The 18,112-nt window shown below is 62.6% G+C and carries 19 protein-coding genes; all 19 read left to right on the top strand.

Annotated features, from left to right (window positions below; all coding sequences use genetic code 11):
- Positions 1–34: 34 nt before the first annotated feature.
- The gene (locus NGJ21_RS01570) at positions 35–382 is read left to right on the top strand and encodes an Hpt domain-containing protein (RefSeq protein WP_177010789.1); all 348 of its coding nucleotides are present in this window, start codon (positions 35–37) and stop codon (positions 380–382) included.
- Between the two features lie 72 nt (positions 383–454).
- On the top strand, positions 455–1,762 hold the full coding sequence (locus NGJ21_RS01565) for a flagellar hook-length control protein FliK (protein WP_115274186.1): 1,308 nt from the start codon (positions 455–457) through the stop codon (positions 1,760–1,762).
- 122 nt (positions 1,763–1,884) lie between these two features.
- Positions 1,885–2,382 (top strand): flagellar basal body-associated protein FliL, encoded by a 498-nt coding sequence (gene fliL, locus NGJ21_RS01560; protein WP_204918561.1) that lies wholly within the window; start codon positions 1,885–1,887, stop codon positions 2,380–2,382.
- A 9-nt stretch (positions 2,383–2,391) separates the two neighbouring features.
- Positions 2,392–3,360 carry a flagellar motor switch protein FliM gene (fliM, locus tag NGJ21_RS01555; RefSeq protein WP_012315514.1) on the top strand — a complete coding sequence of 323 codons (969 nt, stop codon included), beginning with the start codon at positions 2,392–2,394 and terminating at the stop codon, positions 3,358–3,360.
- Positions 3,361–3,407: 47 nt separating this feature from the next.
- On the top strand, positions 3,408–3,872 hold the full coding sequence (gene fliN, locus NGJ21_RS01550; protein ID WP_012315513.1) for a flagellar motor switch protein FliN: 465 nt from the start codon (positions 3,408–3,410) through the stop codon (positions 3,870–3,872).
- Entirely contained in the window at positions 3,873–4,328 is a 456-nt protein-coding gene (gene fliO, locus NGJ21_RS01545; protein ID WP_046785348.1) for a flagellar biosynthetic protein FliO, read from the top strand.
- Positions 4,328–5,095: a flagellar type III secretion system pore protein FliP gene (fliP, locus tag NGJ21_RS01540; RefSeq protein ID WP_012315511.1), complete on the top strand. Its 768-nt coding sequence runs from the start codon at positions 4,328–4,330 to the stop codon at positions 5,093–5,095. Before fliO ends, fliP begins: the two co-directional genes overlap by 1 nt.
- Before the next feature lie 21 nt (positions 5,096–5,116).
- Entirely contained in the window at positions 5,117–5,386 is a 270-nt protein-coding gene (gene fliQ, locus NGJ21_RS01535) for a flagellar biosynthesis protein FliQ (protein WP_012315510.1), read from the top strand.
- A 7-nt stretch (positions 5,387–5,393) separates the two neighbouring features.
- Positions 5,394–6,170 (top strand): flagellar biosynthetic protein FliR, encoded by a 777-nt coding sequence (gene fliR / locus NGJ21_RS01530; protein WP_012315509.1) that lies wholly within the window; start codon positions 5,394–5,396, stop codon positions 6,168–6,170.
- A gap of 2 nt (positions 6,171–6,172) precedes the next feature.
- Positions 6,173–7,315, top strand: coding sequence for a flagellar biosynthesis protein FlhB (gene flhB, locus NGJ21_RS01525; RefSeq protein WP_046785347.1), 1,143 nt, complete (start codon positions 6,173–6,175; stop codon positions 7,313–7,315).
- A 241-nt stretch (positions 7,316–7,556) separates the two neighbouring features.
- Positions 7,557–9,686, top strand: coding sequence for a flagellar biosynthesis protein FlhA (flhA, locus tag NGJ21_RS01520; protein WP_046785346.1), 2,130 nt, complete (start codon positions 7,557–7,559; stop codon positions 9,684–9,686).
- Positions 9,687–9,697: 11 nt separating this feature from the next.
- On the top strand, positions 9,698–11,005 hold the full coding sequence (flhF, locus tag NGJ21_RS01515) for a flagellar biosynthesis GTPase FlhF (protein WP_046785345.1): 1,308 nt from the start codon (positions 9,698–9,700) through the stop codon (positions 11,003–11,005).
- Positions 11,006–11,098: 93 nt separating this feature from the next.
- On the top strand, positions 11,099–11,932 hold the full coding sequence (fleN, locus tag NGJ21_RS01510; protein WP_011534890.1) for a flagellar synthesis regulator FleN: 834 nt from the start codon (positions 11,099–11,101) through the stop codon (positions 11,930–11,932).
- A complete protein-coding gene (gene fliA, locus NGJ21_RS01505; RefSeq protein ID WP_012315498.1) occupies positions 11,929–12,669 on the top strand; it encodes an RNA polymerase sigma factor FliA in 741 nt (246 codons plus the stop codon). The genes fleN and fliA overlap by 4 nt, the downstream gene beginning before the upstream one ends.
- A 104-nt stretch (positions 12,670–12,773) precedes the next feature.
- Positions 12,774–13,148 (top strand): chemotaxis response regulator CheY, encoded by a 375-nt coding sequence (locus tag NGJ21_RS01500; RefSeq protein ID WP_115274187.1) that lies wholly within the window; start codon positions 12,774–12,776, stop codon positions 13,146–13,148.
- An 18-nt stretch (positions 13,149–13,166) separates the two neighbouring features.
- A complete protein-coding gene (locus tag NGJ21_RS01495; RefSeq protein ID WP_039601990.1) occupies positions 13,167–13,955 on the top strand; it encodes a protein phosphatase CheZ in 789 nt (262 codons plus the stop codon).
- A gap of 12 nt (positions 13,956–13,967) precedes the next feature.
- Positions 13,968–16,193, top strand: a complete 2,226-nt coding sequence (locus tag NGJ21_RS01490; protein WP_196996817.1) for a chemotaxis protein CheA — start codon at positions 13,968–13,970, stop codon at positions 16,191–16,193.
- Between the two features lie 46 nt (positions 16,194–16,239).
- Positions 16,240–17,370, top strand: coding sequence for a protein-glutamate methylesterase/protein-glutamine glutaminase (locus NGJ21_RS01485; protein ID WP_046785342.1), 1,131 nt, complete (start codon positions 16,240–16,242; stop codon positions 17,368–17,370).
- Positions 17,370–18,110, top strand: coding sequence for a flagellar motor protein (locus NGJ21_RS01480; protein WP_012315493.1), 741 nt, complete (start codon positions 17,370–17,372; stop codon positions 18,108–18,110). Before NGJ21_RS01485 ends, NGJ21_RS01480 begins: the two co-directional genes overlap by 1 nt.
- Positions 18,111–18,112: the final 2 nt, after the last annotated feature.

Below are 18,112 nucleotides of genomic sequence, written 5' to 3'. Positions count from 1 at the left end.
GAGGCATAATTCTGCTTGATCAAGGAGTGAGCAAGTGACTGACATGCATATTGATCACAGGGTGCTCAGTGAGCTGCAGGAGGTCATGGAAGATGGCTACCTGCAACTGCTGGAAACCTTTCTGGAAGATTCCGGGCGGCGTCTTGACGAACTTCATGGCGCCAGGAACGCCGATGAGTTGGGCGTGGCTGCGCACAGTTTCAAGGGCAGCAGCAGCAACATGGGTGCGGTCGGGCTGGCGCAGCTTTGCCATCAGTTGGAGGAGCGGGTCAAGCAGCGCTCGCTGCATGGCATAGAAGAGCTGATCAACCGCATCGACCAGGAGTATCTTGAGGTGCAGCGTTTCTATCAGGGCGAGCGCAAGCGGGTTTCCGCAGGCTGATCGGCCAGTTGGCTCGACTTTTGCCTGTATGTGCCTGAACGATACCTTTGTTTCTGGCGCGGAGACCCTTCAATGCCTGTCGCACCTAATCCTTTGTTGCAAACCAGTACGCTGAGCAAGCCGTCGCGTGCAGGTGCCTCGCAGGTGGACAAGCCGCTGCAGGCCTCGGGCGGGCAGGGCAGCGGCTTCGATCAGGTCATGGCCAAGCAGGGCAATGACAAAGCGCCGGTACGCGATGACAAGGTTGCCCAGGCCAAGCCCAAAGACAAACCCGAGGTCGCCCACGGCGGCAAGAAAGAGGCGGCCGACAAACCGGCGGTTGCCGATGACGGCAATAAGTTGCCAGCTGACGATCAGGCGCAAGCCGGTGCCGATAGTGCGCCTGGCAGTGAATCGACCTCGCTGGACGCCAGCCTGGTGGCGGGCCAGGTGACCGATGCGCAGCCGGGGGCGCAGTTGCTGCAAGCCCAGGCTGAAGCCGTGGCGCCGGTGCTTCAGGCAGCGGTCCAGTTACCGCAAGCCCCGACAACCGAAGAGCTGCCCGAGGACCCGGCAGCGCAGGCCTTCGACCCTGATGCCGACCCATTGGCCAACTTGCCGACCCTGCGCCTGGCGCTGGAGCAAACTGCCCAGGCCAAGGGCACGACCTCGGCCCACGCCGCCGATCCTTCCCAGGCCGGCGCCGAGGATGGTCAGCCAGCCGTCAATCCCTTGGCGACCTTGATGGACAAGGTCGAGGCCGAGGCAGGGCAATCGGAGAGCGGGGACAAGGCGTTTGGTGCGTTGCTCGAAGATGGCCTCAAAGACACCAAGAGCGCCTCCAGCGACACCCGAATCGACGATTTCGCCAACCGCTTGGCGAGCCTGACCCAGGCTGCCACGGCCAAGACGGCCAATGCCGTGCCGGTGACCGGCAATCCGCTGCATCAGCCGTTGCCGATGAACCAGAACGCCTGGGCCGAAGGTTTGGTCAACCGCGTCATGTACCTGTCCAGCCAGAACCTGAAGTCGGCGGACATCCAGTTGGAGCCGGCCGAGCTTGGCCGCCTGGATATCCGCGTCAACGTGGCGGCCGACCAGGCCACCCAGGTGACCTTCATCAGCGGCCACGCGGGCGTGCGTGATGCGCTGGACAGCCAGGTGCATCGCCTGCGTGAACTGTTTGCCCAGCAGGGGCTGGCGCAGCCGGACGTCAACGTGGCTGACCAGTCGCGCGGGCAGCAACAGCAAGCCCAGCAGGACGGTTCACAGCTGTCCGGCGTTGCCGCACGGCGGGCGCAGAATGGCGGTGGTACCGAGCAGGGTGAGCTTGCCGATGCCTCACGGCCGGTGGAGCAGCAGGTGGTCGTTGGCGACAGTGCGGTCGATTTCTACGCGTGAGTTGCTGATGGCCCTTTCGCAGGCGATAGGGCCGGTACAGGCAAAAATTCCCAATCTGGCATAACACTTGCTCAAGCCACGTCATCCTCATTTGAAACCCCGATGGACGACGGATTATTGGCATGGCGAAGAGCGACGCAGTGAAAGACCCCGCCACTAAAGGCAAACTCAAGCTGATCCTGCTGTTGGTGCTGGCCCTTCTGCTGGCGGTCGGCCTGTCGGTAGGCGCGACCTGGTTCTTCATGCACAAGAGCGAGTCGGCGCCCGCGGCCGACCCGGCAGCGGCCAACGTCAAGCATGCGGCGATCTACGAGCCCCTGGCGCCGGCCTTCGTGGTCAACTTCAACCAGAACGGCCGCCAGCGCTACATGCAGGTGAGCATCACCCTGCAGGGCCGCAACCAGGCCGACCTTGATGCCCTCAAGGTGCATATGCCGGTGATCCGCAACAACCTGGTGATGATGTTCTCCGGGCAGGGCTTCGACACCTTGGCCGCCAGCTCCGTGGGCCAGGAGATGCTGCGCCAGAAAGCCACCGCAGTGGTTCAGGAAGTGGCGCAAAAGGAAGTCGGCAAGCCGGTGATAGACCAGCTGCTGTTCACCAATTTCGTATTGCAGTAGGAGTCCGCAATGGCCGTACAGGACCTGCTGTCCCAGGATGAGATCGACGCCCTGTTGCATGGCGTCGATGATGGGCTGGTACAGACCGAGAGCGCTGCCGAGCCTGGCAGCATCAAAAGCTACGACCTGACCAGCCAGGATCGGATCGTGCGGGGGCGCATGCCGACCCTCGAAATGATCAACGAACGTTTCGCCCGTTACACCCGTATCAGCATGTTCAACCTCCTGCGCCGCTCCGCCGACGTGGCGGTTGGGGGTGTGCAGGTGATGAAGTTCGGCGAGTACGTGCATTCGCTGTATGTGCCGACAAGCCTCAACCTGGTCAAGATCAAGCCGCTGCGCGGCACTTCGCTGTTCATTCTGGATGCCAAGCTGGTGTTCAAACTGGTGGACAACTTCTTCGGTGGTGACGGTCGTCACGCCAAGATCGAAGGCCGCGAGTTCACCCCCACTGAGCTGCGGGTTGTGCGCATGGTGCTGGACCAGTGCTTCATCGACCTCAAGGAAGCCTGGCAGGCGATCATGCCGGTCAACTTCGAGTACATGAACTCCGAAGTCAACCCGGCCATGGCCAACATCGTCGGGCCGAGCGAAGCAGTGGTGGTGTCGACCTTCCATATCGAACTGGACGGTGGCGGCGGCGACCTGCACGTGACCATGCCCTACTCGATGATCGAGCCGGTGCGCGAAATGCTCGATGCCGGTTTCCAGTCCGACCTGGACGACCAGGACGAGCGCTGGGTGAAGGCCCTGCGCGAAGACGTGCTGGACGTTTCCGTACCGCTCAGTGCCACGGTTGCCCGCCGCCAACTCAAATTGCGCGATGTGCTGCACATGCAGCCGGGTGACGTGATCCCGGTGGAGCTGCCGGAGCACCTTGTGCTGCGTGCCAATGGCGTACCGTCGTTCAAGGCGCGCCTGGGTTCGCACAAGGGCAACCTGGCGCTGCAGATCATCGACCCGATCGAACGCCGCTGACGGCGTGCCGGTCGCTCACTACGAATTGAATGCCTGTCGAGGACATCATGGCTAACGAAAACGAGATCACCTCCCCGGAAGACCAGGCCCTGGCCGATGAATGGGCGGCGGCGCTGGAAGAAACCGGTGATGCCGGCCAGGCTGACATCGATGCGCTGCTCGGTGGCGACGGCGGTAGCGCCGGTGCCGGCCGGTTGCCGATGGAAGAGTTCGCAAGCTCGCCACGGCCGAAAGAAAACGTCAGCCTGGAAGGCCCGAACCTGGACGTGATCCTGGACATCCCGGTGAACATCTCCATGGAAGTGGGCAGCACCGAAATCAACATCCGCAACCTGCTGCAGCTCAACCAGGGCTCGGTGATCGAGCTCGACCGCCTGGCCGGCGAGCCGCTGGATGTGCTGGTCAACGGCACCCTGATCGCCCACGGCGAAGTGGTTGTGGTCAACGAGAAGTTCGGCATCCGCCTGACTGACGTGATCAGCCCCAGCGAACGTATCAAGAAGCTGCGCTGAGTGAAGGGCACGATACGGGCTGTCACGGCCCTTGCCGCGCTGCTCGCCAGCGAAGTGGTGATCGCCGCTGCCGCGCCGGCCGTGGTGGCCACGCCGCCAGCTGCGGCGCCCGGCAGCCTGGGTGGGCAGCTGGCGCAAATGGTGCTGGGCTTGCTGCTGGTGGTGGGCCTGATCTTCTTCCTGGCCTGGTTGCTGCGCCGTATGCAGGGCGCGGCACCCAAAGGTGGCCAGGTGATCGAAGTGATCGGCAGCCGCGCCATCGGCCCGCGTGACCGGCTGTTGCTGGTGCAGGTCGGCAAGGAGCAGATCCTCATCGGCCATACCCCGGGCAGCATCGAGGCCTTGCATGTGCTGGCCGAGCCCGTGGAAGTACCTGCCAGCGCCCGCCAGGCGACGCCGGAGTTTGCCCAGCGCCTCATGGAGCTGATGGGCAAGGATCATAAGGACAAGAAGTGATGAGCGGCGCGCTACGTACCCTGTCGGGCCTGTTGTTGATGCTGGCGCTGCTGTTGGCCGCGCCGCTGGCCCTGGCCGCCGACCCGCTGTCGATCCCGGCCATTACCTTGTCCAACGGCCCGGACGGGCAGCAGGAATATTCGGTCAGCCTGCAGATCCTGTTGATCATGACGGCGCTGAGTTTCATACCTGCGTTCGTCATCCTGATGACCAGCTTCACCCGAATCATCATCGTCTTCTCGATCCTGCGCCAGGCCTTGGGCTTGCAGCAGACACCGTCGAACCAGGTGCTGACCGGCATGGCGCTGTTCCTGACGATGTTCATCATGGCCCCGGTGTTCGACCGGGTGAACCAGGATGCACTGCAGCCGTACCTTAAGGAGCAGATGACCGCCCAGCAGGCGATTGACAAGGCCCAGGGGCCGCTCAAGGACTTCATGCTGGCGCAGACCCGGCAGAGCGACCTGGACCTGTTCATGCGCCTGTCCAAGCGCACCGATATCGCCGGGCCTGATCAGGTACCGCTGACCATCCTGGTGCCAGCGTTCGTCACCTCGGAGCTCAAGACGGCGTTCCAGATCGGTTTCATGATCTTCATCCCGTTCCTGATCATCGACATGGTGGTCGCCAGCGTGCTGATGGCCATGGGTATGATGATGCTGTCGCCGTTGATCATCTCGCTGCCGTTCAAGATCATGCTGTTCGTTCTGGTCGATGGCTGGGCGCTGATCATGGGCACCCTGGCCGGCAGTTTCGGCGGCGTCTGACGCCGTCAAGGAGAGCCTTGCATGACCCCTGAAGTTGCCGTCGACCTGTTCCGCGACGCCCTGTGGCTGACCACGCTGATGGTGGCCATCCTGGTGGTGCCGAGCCTGCTGGTCGGCCTGGTGGTGGCGATGTTCCAGGCCGCCACGCAGATCAACGAACAGACCCTGAGCTTCCTGCCGCGCCTGCTGGTGATGCTGGTGACACTGATAGTCGCCGGGCCGTGGCTGACGCAGAAGTTCATGGAATACATCACGGGCCTGTACACCAGCATCCCGCAGCTGATCGGTTGAGGCGGCCATGCTGGAGCTGACCGACGCACAGATCGGTACCTGGGTCGCCACCTTCATCCTGCCGCTGTTCCGGGTGACCGCGGTGCTGATGACCATGCCTATCTTCGGTACCCGCATGCTGCCGGCGCGCATACGCCTGTACGCGGCCGTGGCCATTACCGTGGTGATCGTGCCAGCGTTACCGCCGTTGCCTGAATTCGACCCGCTGAGCTTGCGCGGGCTGTTGTTGTGCGGTGAGCAGATCATCGTCGGGGCGTTGTTCGGTTTTTCGTTGCAGTTGCTGTTCCAGGCGTTCGTCATCGCCGGGCAGATCATCGCGATACAGATGGGTATGGCCTTCGCATCGATGGTCGACCCGGCCAACGGCGTAAACGTGGCGGTGGTCAGCCAGTTCATGACCATGCTGGTGAGCGTGCTGTTCCTGGTGATGAACGGCCATCTGGTCGTGTTCGAGGTGCTGACCGAAAGCTTTACCACCTTGCCGGTGGGCAATGCGCTGGTGGTCAACCACTTCTGGGAGATGGCCGGGCGCCTTAGCTGGGTATTTGGTGCCGGTCTGCTACTGATCCTGCCGGCAATCGCTGCGCTACTGGTGGTGAACATCGCCTTTGGCGTGATGACCCGCGCCGCGCCGCAGTTGAACATCTTCTCTATCGGTTTCCCGCTGACACTGGTGCTGGGTATGGGCATCTTCTGGGTGGGCCTGGCCGATGTTCTTTCCCACTACCAGGCATTGGCCAGCGAAGCGCTGCAATGGCTGCGTGAACTGGCGAGGGCGCGCTGAGCATGGCTGAGAGCGAGAGTGGTCAGGACAAGACAGAAGACCCCACCGACAAGCGCAAGCGCGACGCACGCGAAAAAGGTGAGATCGCCCGGTCCAAGGAGCTGAACACGGTGGCGGTGACCCTGGCGGGTGCCGGCGGTTTGCTGGCGTTCGGTGGGCACCTGGCCGAGACGCTGCTGGAAATGATGCGCCTCAACTTCAGCCTGACCCGTGAAGTGATCGTCGACGAGGGTGCCATGGGCGCCTTCTTGCTGGCCTCGGGCAAGATGGCGATCTGGGCAGTGCAGCCGGTGCTTATCTTGCTGTTCGTGGTGGCGTTCATTGCGCCCATCGCGTTGGGCGGCTTTCTGTTCTCCGGCAGCCTGCTGCAGCCAAAATTCAGCCGCATGAACCCGCTGGCGGGGATCAAGCGCATGTTCTCTATGAATGCCCTGACCGAGCTGCTCAAGGCCGTTGCCAAGTTCGTCGTCATCCTGGTGGTGGCGTTGGTGGTGCTGGCCAACGACCGCCAGGCGTTGCTGGCGATCGCCAACGAGCCGCTGGACCAGGCGATCATCCATAGCGTCCAGGTGGTGGGGTGGAGTGCATTGTGGATGTCGGCGGGGCTGTTGCTGATTGCCGCGGCAGACGTGCCGTTCCAGCTTTGGCAGACGCACAAGAAGCTGAAGATGACCAAGCAGGAGGTCAAGGACGAGTACAAGGACAGCGAAGGCAAGCCTGAGGTCAAGCAACGGATTCGCCAGTTGCAGCGCGAGGTGTCGCAGCGGCGCATGATGGCTGCCGTACCCGATGCGGATGTGATCATCACCAACCCGACCCACTATGCCGTGGCGCTGCAGTATGACCCCGAGAAGGGTGGGGTGGCACCGCTACTGCTGGCCAAGGGTACGGATTTCATTGCCTTGAAAATTCGCGAGATCGGGGTCGAGCACAAGGTGCAGATTCTAGAGTCGCCTGCGCTGGCGCGTGCGATCTACTACTCCACCGAAGTCGAGCAGGAGATTCCCGCAGGGTTGTACCTCGCGGTGGCGCAGGTGCTGGCGTATGTGTTCCAGATCCGTCAGTACCGGTCCGGCAAGGGCAAGCGGCCGGAGCCGTTGAAGGAAGATCTGCCGATACCGCCGGATTTGCGGCGTGATGGTTGAGGTATACAGGTAATTGGCCTCTTTTTTGTAGGAGCGGCCTTGCGTCGCGAAGGGGCTGCGATGAGTCCCCTGGTTGTCAGCGGCGCTGCATGAATTGCCGGGGCTGCGATGCAGCCCTTTCGCGACGCAAGGCCGCTCCTACAGGCAAATAAAAGTGACCTGAGCAAAGTTGGAAAGCTTCTTGCAAAGCCACGCCCAAGCGCCCCTTGGGCGTCAAAGTTTTGCTTGAAGAGGGCTCTCGGTGGATCGCAGTCAGTTAATCAACAACGCACGCCACAACCTGGCCGGCCTGGGCCGGGGCAACCTGGGTGTGCCGCTGTTGCTGCTGGTGATGTTGGCAATGATGATGTTGCCGATACCGCCGTTCCTGCTCGACGTGTTCTTCACCTTCAACATCGCGTTGTCGATCGTGGTCCTGCTGGTCTGCGTGTATGCCTTGCGGCCACTTGATTTTGCCGCCTTCCCCACCATTTTGCTGGTCGCGACGCTGCTGCGACTGGCGTTGAACGTCGCCTCCACGCGCGTGGTCATGCTCCATGGCCAGGAGGGCCATGGTGCCGCAGGCCAAGTGATCCAGGCTTTCGGTGATGTGGTGATCGGCGGCAACTATGTGGTCGGTGCGGTGGTGTTCGCCATCCTCATGATCATCAACTTCGTGGTGGTCACCAAGGGTGCCGGGCGCATCTCTGAAGTGAGCGCGCGTTTCACCCTCGACGCCATGCCCGGCAAGCAGATGGCGATCGACGCCGACCTCAATGCCGGCCTCATCGATCAGGCCCAGGCCAAGGCGCGGCGCGCTGAGGTCGCCCAGGAGGCCGAGTTCTACGGTTCGATGGACGGTGCCAGCAAATTCGTGCGCGGTGACGCCATCGCCGGCCTGTTGATCCTGTTCATCAACCTCATCGGCGGCATGCTCATTGGCATGCTCCAGTACAACATGTCCTTCAGCGAGGCCGGCAAGGTCTACGCGCTGCTGACCATCGGTGACGGTTTGGTGGCGCAATTGCCATCACTGCTGCTGTCCACCGCTGCCGCGATCATGGTGACCCGTGCCTCTGGCTCCGAGGACATGGGCAAGCTGATCAACCGGCAGATGTTCGATTCGCCCAAAGCGCTGGCGGTGTCGGCAGGCTTGATGATCGTCATGGGCCTGGTGCCGGGCATGCCGCACTTCGCTTTCATCAGCCTTGGCCTGTTGGCCGGCGGTGGTGCCTATCTGGTGTGGAAGAAGCAGCAGAAGGCCAAGCTCGCCGCGCAGCAAGAGGTGCAACGCCAGCAGGACCTGTTGCCGTCGCCGCAACGGGCGATGGAAACCAAGGAGCTTGGCTGGGATGACGTGACGCCGATCGACATGATCGGCCTGGAGGTCGGCTACCGCCTGATCCCGCTGGTCGATCGCAACCAGGGTGGGCAGTTGCTGGCCCGGATCAAGGGGGTGCGCAAAAAGCTCTCCCAGGACCTGGGCTTCCTCATGCCCACCGTGCACATTCGCGACAACCTCGACCTGCAGCCCAGTGCCTACCGCCTGACGCTGATGGGCGTGATTCTGGCCGAGGCCGAGATCTACCCAGACCGCGAGCTTGCCATCAACCCGGGGCAGGTATTCGGCACCCTCAACGGTATCGCCGCCCGTGACCCGGCCTTCGGCCTGGAAGCGGTCTGGATTGATATTGGCCAGCGCGCCCAGGCGCAGTCGCTGGGCTACACCGTGGTCGATGCCAGTACCGTGGTTGCCACGCACCTCAACCAGATCCTGCAGAAGCATTGCCATGAACTGATCGGCCATGAGGAAGTGCAGCAACTGCTGCAGGTGCTGGCCAAGGCTTCGCCTAAACTTGCCGAAGAGCTGGTGCCTGGTGTCATTTCCTTGTCGGGGCTGCTCAAGGTCCTGCAGGCACTGCTCGCCGAGCAGGTGCCGGTGCGTGACATCCGCAGCATTGCCGAGGCCATCGCCAATAATGCCGGCAAGAGTCAAGATACCGCCGCGCTGGTGGCGGCAGTGCGCGTCGGATTGTGTCGCGCCATCGTGCAAAGCATTGTCGGCGTTGAGTCCGAGCTGCCTGTGATCACTCTTGAGCCAAGGTTGGAACAGATTTTGCTCAATAGTCTGCAAAGGGCCGGGCAAGGTCAGGAAGATGGTGTTCTTCTGGAGCCGAGCATGGCCGAAAAGCTGCAGCGTTCGTTGATCGAAGCGGCCCAGCGTCAGGAGATGCAGGGCCAGCCGGCCATCCTTCTGGTTGCCGGCCCGATCCGAGCCATGCTGTCGCGCTTCGGCCGCCTGGCTGTACCGAATTTGCATGTTCTGGCGTATCAGGAAATACCGGATAACAAGCAAGTCACCATCGTTGCCACCGTGGGCCCCAACGGCTGAGGTAGTGGGTTATGCAAGTTAAGCGTTTTTTCGCCGCCGATATGCGCCAGGCCATGAAGCTGGTCCGTGATGAGCTGGGCTCCGACGCCGCCATCATCGGTAACCGGCGCATCGCTGGCGGTGTCGAACTGACGGCCGCGCTGGACTACAAACTGTCCGCGTTGGCCCCGCGCGTGCCCAATGCCGAGCTCGAGCACGAGCTGCGCAAGACCCAGACGCGCATCGCCACGGCCCAGGCCGAGCTGGACAACCGCAGTGATGCCACCGAAGGCAGCCGCCAATTGTTCGCCGGCCAGTCGCTGACCGCCTCGCAGCCGTTGATCGAACCGCATGTGGATGTACCGGCCCCTGCAGCACCTGCTGCACCGGCACCGGTCGACCCGCGCCTGTTCGATGCCATGCGCTCTGAGCTGTCGGGCCTGCGCGAGCTGCTTGAAGTGCAGCTCGGCTCGCTGGCCTGGAGCCAGCTGCAAGGCAGCAAGCCGGCGCAGGCCAACCTCTGGCGCCGGCTGCAGCGCATCGGCCTGTCCGGGCCGATCGCCCGCGAGTTGCTTGACCTCACCGCCGAAATCGAGGAGCCGCGCCAAGCTTGGCGCATGCTGCTGGCGCACTTGGCACGCATGATCGAAGTGCCTGAGATCGAGCCGATCGAAGAGGGTGGTGTGATCGCCATGGTCGGCCCCGCCGGCATGGGCAAGACCACCACCCTGGCCAAGCTGGCGGCGCGCTATGTGCTCAAGTACGGCCCGCAGAACCTGGCCCTGGTCAGCATGGACAGTTTCCGCATTGGTGCCCAGGAGCAGCTCAAGACCCTGGGGCGCATCCTCAACGTGCCGGTGACCTACGTAGACCCCGGCCAATCGCTGGCCCAGGCGTTGGAGCCGCTGCTGCGCAAGCGCGTGGTGCTGATCGATACCGCCGGCCTGCAGGCCAGCGACCCGGCCCTGCGCATGCAGCTGGAAAGCCTCGCCAGCCGCGGCATCGCCTCGAAGAATTACCTGGTGCTGGCCACCACCAGCCAGAAGCAGGTGCTGACGGCTGCCTATCACAGCTACAAACGCTGTGGGCTGGCCGGCTGCATCCTGACCAAACTCGATGAAACGGCGAGCCTCGGCGATGTGCTGAGCCTGGCCATCAGTCATGAACTGCCCGTTGCCTATCTTACCGATGGCCCGCGCATTCCTGACGACCTGCACTTGCCGCGGGCGCACCAACTGGTTACCCGCGCGGTCAATGTGCAGTTGCAGGACGAGCCCAGCGAAGAGGCCATGGCCGACATGTTCGCTGATCTCTATCACAACCCAAGGAGAGCGGGTTGATGATCAAGCGTATGCAAAATACCTACACCAAGGGGGCCGCAGTCATGCCCCACGTGTGGCTTGGGTCCAAGCGAGACAAGGTGAACAACGAACATGGGTAGCATGCATCCCGTACAGGTGATCGCCGTAACCGGTGGCAAAGGTGGCGTCGGCAAGACTAACGTTTCAGTGAACCTGTCCCTGGCGCTGGCCGAGCTCGGCCGCCGGGTCATGCTGCTGGACGCCGACCTGGGCCTTGCCAACGTCGACGTATTGCTGGGCCTGACCCCCAAACACACCCTGGCCGATGTCATTGAAGGGCGCTGTGAGCTGCGCGACGTGCTGCTGCAAGGGCCGGGCGGCGTGCGCATCGTGCCGGCGGCCTCTGGCACGCAGAGCATGGTGCACCTGGCCCCGGCCCAGCATGCCGGGCTGATCCAGGCCTTCAGCGAGATCGGCGACAACCTCGACGTGTTGGTGATCGACACCGCTGCGGGGATTGGTGACTCAGTAGTCAGCTTCGTCCGTGCAGCCCAGGAAGTGCTGCTGGTGGTGTGCGATGAACCCACCTCGATCACCGATGCCTACGCGCTGATCAAGCTGCTCAATCGCGATTATGGGATGAACCGTTTCCGCGTGCTGGCCAACATGGCGCAGAGCCCGCAGGAAGGGCGCAACCTGTTCGCCAAGTTGACCAAGGTCACCGACCGCTTCCTCGACGTTGCCCTGCAATACGTCGGCGCCGTGCCGTACGACGAGTGTGTGCGCAAGGCGGTGCAGAAGCAGCGGGCAGTCTACGAAGCCTTCCCCCGTTCCAAGTGTGCGCTGGCCTTCAAGGCCATTGCGCAGAAGGTCGACAGCTGGCCGTTGCCGGCCAACCCGCGCGGGCATCTGGAGTTCTTCGTCGAGCGCCTGGTGCAGCCCACCAGCGCAGGGCCGGTCCTATGAGTGCGAGCGGGTTCAAGATGTACAGCAAGGCGTCCAAGGACGCCCAGTACGATCTGGTTGAACGCTACGCGCCGCTGGTCAAGCGCATTGCCTACCACCTGCTGGCGCGCTTGCCTGCCAACGTGCAGGTGGAAGACCTGATCCAGGCCGGCATGATCGGCTTGCTTGAGGTGGCCAACAAATACGACGCCAGCAAGGGCGCCAGCTTTGAAACCTATGCCGGCATCCGCATCCGCGGCGCCATGCTCGATGAGGTACGCAAAGGTGACTGGGCACCGCGCTCTGTGCACCGCAACACCCGCATGGTCAGCGATGCGATGCGCGCTGTGGAAGCAAGAACCGGCCGTGACGCTAAAGATCATGAAGTTGCGGCCGAACTCAAGTTGAGTCTCGATGATTACTACGGGATTTTGAACGATACCCTGGGTAGCCGCCTGTTCAGCTTTGACGACCTGTTACAGGACGGCGAGCACGAAGGGTTGCACGAGGAGGGCGCCAGTGGCCAGGTCGAGCCGTCGCGCGACCTGGAAGACGAGCGCTTCCAGGCCGCACTGACCGATGCCATCGCCAACTTGCCGGAGCGCGAGCGGCTGGTGCTGGCGCTGTACTACGACGAAGAGCTGAACCTCAAGGAAATCGGTGAGGTACTGGGGGTCAGCGAATCGCGTGTCAGCCAGTTGCACAGCCAGTGCGCCGCGCGACTGCGCAGCCGTCTTGGGGAATGGCGGGCGCGTTGAGCCCGGGGTCGTTGCAGTCGTTTTCACGTTGTACCGAATTGATTGAATGCGCGCTCGGGGCCGAGCGCGTTTGAGACTGCTTGGAGGTCTAATTGAACAAAGACATGAAAATCCTCATCGTTGACGACTTTTCGACGATGCGGCGGATCATCAAGAACCTGTTGCGTGATCTGGGCTTCACCAATACTGACGAAGCCGACGACGGCACCACGGCATTGCCGATGCTCGAAAGCGGCCATTACGACTTCCTGGTGACTGACTGGAACATGCCCGGCATGTCCGGCATCGACCTGCTGCGCAAGGTACGTGCCCACGACCGCCTCAAGGCCATGCCGGTACTGATGGTGACGGCCGAAGCCAAGCGCGATCAGATCATCGAAGCGGCTCAGGCCGGCGTGAATGGGTATGTGGTCAAGCCGTTCACCGCCCAGGTGCTCAAAGAAAAGATCGAGAAGATCTTCGAACGCGTCAACGGCTGAACAAAGTCAGGGGGCGCCATGGAATCAACACAAACGTCTTTGGGGGAGTTTGAGTCAACCCTGAAGAAGCATGCCCAGGAACTGGTCGAAAGCCTGGAACGGGGGCGGTTCGGCGAGGCGGTGCAGCTGATTCATCAGCTCAACCAGACCCGCGACCGCGGCTTGTATCAGGAAGTCGGTAAGCTCACCCGCGAGCTGCACAGTGCGATCGTCAGCTTCCAGATCGACCCGCGCATGCCGCAGGCCGAGGAAGTCTCGCAGATCACCGACGCCACCGAACGTTTGTCCTATGTGGTCAAGCTTACCGAAGGCGCCGCCAACCGCACCATGGACCTGGTGGAGGAGAGCACGCCCGTGCTCAACGACCTGGCCGCTGAGGCGCAGAATCTGAGTGTCGACTGGCAGCGCTTCATGCGCCGCGAAGTCGCTGCGCCGGAATTCCGCGAGTTGGTCAAGCGTGTCGACAGTTTCCTGACGCACAGCGCTGAAGGTAACCGCAAGGTATCTGGCCACCTCAATGACATTCTGCTGGCTCAGGACTATCAGGACCTGACCGGCCAAGTGATCAAGCGGGTGACCGCGCTGGTGACCGAAGTCGAAAGCAATCTGCTCAAACTCGTGCTGATGGCCAGTCAGGTCGACCGTTTTGCCGGTATCGAACATGACCACCAACAGCTGCGCGCTGAAAAAGATGAAGAAAAATATCCGGCTCGGGGTGAAGGTCCGCAGATTCATGCCGATAAGCGTGAAGACGTTGTGTCCGGTCAGGACGATGTCGATGATCTGCTGTCCAGCCTGGGTTTTTAAGGAGCACGTTTAATGAGCTTCGGCGCCGATGAAGAAATCCTTCAGGATTTCCTGGTAGAAGCCGGCGAAATTCTTGAGCAACTGTCCGAGCAACTGGTCGAGCTGGAAAGCCGGCCCGATGATGCCGACCTGCTCAATGCGATCTTTCGCGGTTTCCACACTGTAAAAGGGGGCGCCGGCTTCCTCCAGCTCAATGAGCTGGTGGAGTGCTGCCATATCGCCGAGAACGTGTTCGACATCCTGCGCAAAGGTGAGCGCCGGGTCGACGCGGAACTGATGGACGTGGTGCTCGAAGCGCTGGATACGGTCAACAGCATGTTCGGCCAAGTGCGCGAGCGCAGTGAAGTGACCCCGGCCACGCCCGAGTTGCTGGCGGCCTTGGCCCGCCTGGCCGAGCCGGGTAGCGTCGAAGCTGCTGCGCCGGTGGCCGAGGCTGCGCCTGCGCCGGCCGAGCCTGCCGCCGAGGCAGACATCACCGACACCGAATTCGAGCAGTTGCTCGATTCGCTCGATGCGGTCAAAGCCCAAGCAGCGGCTGCCGAACAGCAGCTGCAGGGCGAAACGTTGGCCGGCTCCGGTGACGAGATCACCGACGACGAATTCGAGTCGTTGCTTGACCAGTTGCACGGCAAGGGCCAGTTCTCGGCCGAAGTCGTTGCCACTGAGCCCGTGGCCGCTGCAGCCAGCGCGCCAGCCAGCGACGAAATCACCGACGAAGAGTTCGAGTCGCTGCTGGATCAGCTGCACGGCAAGGGCACGTTCCAGGCGGACGCGCTGCCTGCTGCCGTTGCTCCGGTGGCCGGTGAAGTGCCAGCTGCCGGTAGCGGCGATGAAATCAGCGAGCACGAGTTCGAGGCATTGCTCGATCAGTTGCATGGCAAAGGCAAGTTCACCGGCGATGCCGTGACCGCTGAAGCGCCCGCCGCCGTTGCCACCCCTGTCGCCGCCAAGCCGCAAACCCAGCCTGTGGCCAAGCCGGCACCGGCACCGGCACCTGCTGCTGCGGCCAAGCCTGCCGCGCCGGCCCGCGCGCCCGCACCGGCTGCCGAAAAACACGCAGTCAGCGAAGCGGAAACCACCGTGCGCGTCGACACTGCGCGCCTGGACGAGATCATGAACATGGTCGGCGAGCTGGTGCTGGTGCGTAACCGCCTGGTGCGCCTGGGCCTGAACAGCGGTGACGAGGCCATGTCCAAGGCCGTGTCGAACCTCGATGTGGTCACGGCCGACTTGCAGACTGCGGTGATGAAGACCCGCATGCAGCCGATCAAGAAAGTCTTCGGCCGCTTCCCGCGCCTGGTCCGCGACCTGGCCCGCCAGTTGAAGAAAGAGATCAACCTGGAACTGGTCGGTGAAGAGACCGACCTGGACAAAAACCTGGTCGAGGCATTGGCCGACCCGCTGGTGCACTTGGTGCGCAATGCGGTTGACCACGGTGTCGAGATGCCTGAAGAACGTGAAGCCTCGGGCAAGGCGCGTACCGGCCGCGTGGTGCTGTCGGCCGAGCAGGAAGGCGACCACATCCTGCTGTCGATTTCCGACGACGGCAAAGGCATGGACCCTAACATTCTGCGCGCCAAGGCCGTGGAAAAGGGCTTGATGGACAAGGATGCCGCCGACCGTCTGAGCGAGTCGGACTGCTACAACCTGATCTTCGCTCCGGGCTTCTCGACCAAGACGGAAATCTCCGATGTGTCCGGCCGTGGTGTCGGTATGGATGTGGTCAAGACCAAGATTTCCCAGCTCAACGGCTCGATCAACATCTTCTCGGCCAAAGGCCAGGGTTCGAAGATCGTCATCAAGGTGCCGCTGACGTTGGCGATCATGCCGACCCTGATGGTGATGCTGGGCAACCAGGCGTTCGCCTTCCCGCTGGTCAACGTCAACGAGATTTTCCACCTGGACCTGTCGCGCACCAACGTGGTCGACGGCCAGGAGGTGGTGATCGTACGCGACAAGGCGCTGCCGCTGTTCTACCTCAAGCGCTGGCTGGTTCAGGGCCAGGTGCATGAGGAGCAGCGCGAGGGCCACGTGGTGATTCTCTCTGTGGGCACCCAGCGCATCGGCTTCGTGGTCGACCAACTGGTGGGCCAGGAAGAAGTGGTGATCAAGCCGCTGGGCAAGATGCTGCAGGGCACCCCGGGCATGTCCGGCGCCACCATCACCGGCGACGGTCGCATTGCGCTGATTCTCGACGTACCGAGCATGCTCAAGCGTTACGCGGCGCGGCGTATTTGATTTCGGTGGCGCGCCCTTGCGGGCTGCGCCACCTAATGGAGTGTTTATGGCAGTCAAGGTCCTGGTGGTGGATGATTCGGGTTTCTTCCGCCGCCGCGTCTCGGAAATCCTCTCGGCGGACCCGACGATCCAGGTCGTCGGTACCGCGACCAACGGCAGGGAAGCGATCGACCAGGCGCTGGCGCTCAAGCCCGATGTCATCACCATGGACTATGAAATGCCCATGATGGATGGCATCACCGCAGTGCGGCACATCATGCAGCGCTGCCCGACGCCGGTGTTGATGTTCTCCTCGCTGACCCACGAAGGCGCCCGGGTGACCCTCGACGCGCTGGATGCCGGTGCGGTGGATTACCTGCCGAAGAACTTCGAGGACATCTCCCGCAACCCGGAGAAGGTCAAGCAGATGCTGTGCGAGAAGGTTCACACCCTTTCGCGCAGTAACCGTCGTTTCGGTGGTTACGCAAGCCCCGCTGCGGCGGCTGCGCCGGCACCTGCCAGCGTTGCGCATACCGCCACCAGCAGCCTGGCCAGCCCGGCGCCAACGCGCAGCGTGGCGCCTGCCCGTGCGGCGGCGGCACCGGCGTCAACCCATTCGCCAGCGCCCAAGCGCAAGCCCTACAAACTGGTGGCTATCGGTACGTCGACCGGTGGCCCGGTCGCCCTGCAGCGGGTACTGACGCAACTGCCTGCCGGGTTCCCGGCGCCGATCGTGCTCATCCAGCACATGCCGGCGGCGTTCACCAAGGCTTTTGCCGAGCGCCTGGACAAGCTGTGCAAGATCAGCGTCAAGGAAGCCGAGGACGGCGACTTGCTGCGCCCAGGCCTGGCCCTGTTGGCCCCCGGTGGCAAGCAGATGATGATCGATGGCCGGGGCACGGTGAAGATCCTGCCCGGTGACGAGCGCTTGAACTACAAGCCCTGCGTGGACATCACCTTCGGTTCGGCAGCCAAGTCGTACGGTGACAAGGTGCTGTCGGTGGTGCTTACCGGCATGGGCGCCGACGGCCGTGAGGGCGCGCGCCTGCTCAAGCAGGGTGGTAGCACCGTGTGGGCCCAGGATGAAGCCAGTTGCGTGATCTATGGCATGCCCATGGCCATCGTCAAGGCCAACCTGGCCGATGCGGTGTACAGCCTGGATGAGATCGGCAAGCACTTGGTCGAGGCGTGTGTCTGATGGATGTCCTTAGCCTGATCGGTCTGATCCTGGCCTTCGTCGCCATCGTCGGTGGCAACTTTCTCGAAGGGGGCCATGTCGGGGCGCTGCTCAATGGCCCGGCAGCCCTGATCGTGTTGGGCGGTACCCTGGCGGCGGCGCTTTTGCAGTCACCGTTGTCATCGTTCAAGCGTGCCTTGCAGATCTTGCGCTGGATCATCTTCCCGCCACGGGTTGACCTGGCTGGCGGTATCGACCGGGTGGTGAACTGGAGCCTGACCGCACGCAAGGAAGGCCTGCTGGGCCTGGAGGGTGTGGCCGATGGCGAGCCCGACCCGTATGCCCGCAAGGGCTTGCAGTTGCTGGTCGACGGCGCCGAGCCCGAGGCCATCCGCAGTATCCTCGAAGTCGATTTTCTCACCCAGGAAGGCCGCGATATCCAGGCTGCCAAGGTGTTCGAAAGCATGGGTGGCTATGCGCCGACCATCGGTATCATCGGTGCGGTGATGGGCCTGATCCACGTGATGGGCAACCTGGCCGATCCGTCGCAGCTGGGCAACGGCATCGCTGTGGCGTTCGTTGCCACCATCTATGGCGTGGCCAGTGCCAACCTGATCCTGCTGCCGGTCGCCAGCAAGCTCAAGGCCATTGTCATGCGTCAGTCGCGCTACCGCGAAATGCTGCTCGAAGGCCTGTTGTCGATCGCCGAGGGTGAGAACCCGCGTTCGATCGAGTTGAAGCTGCAAGGCTTCATGGAGTAACC

The organism is Pseudomonas sp. Marseille-Q5299 (assembly GCF_943737035.1).
Lineage (GTDB): Bacteria > Pseudomonadota > Gammaproteobacteria > Pseudomonadales > Pseudomonadaceae > Aquipseudomonas > Aquipseudomonas putida_E.
Note: the sequence above shows the minus strand (reverse complement) of the source record. Positions and strands in the feature narration are given on the sequence as shown.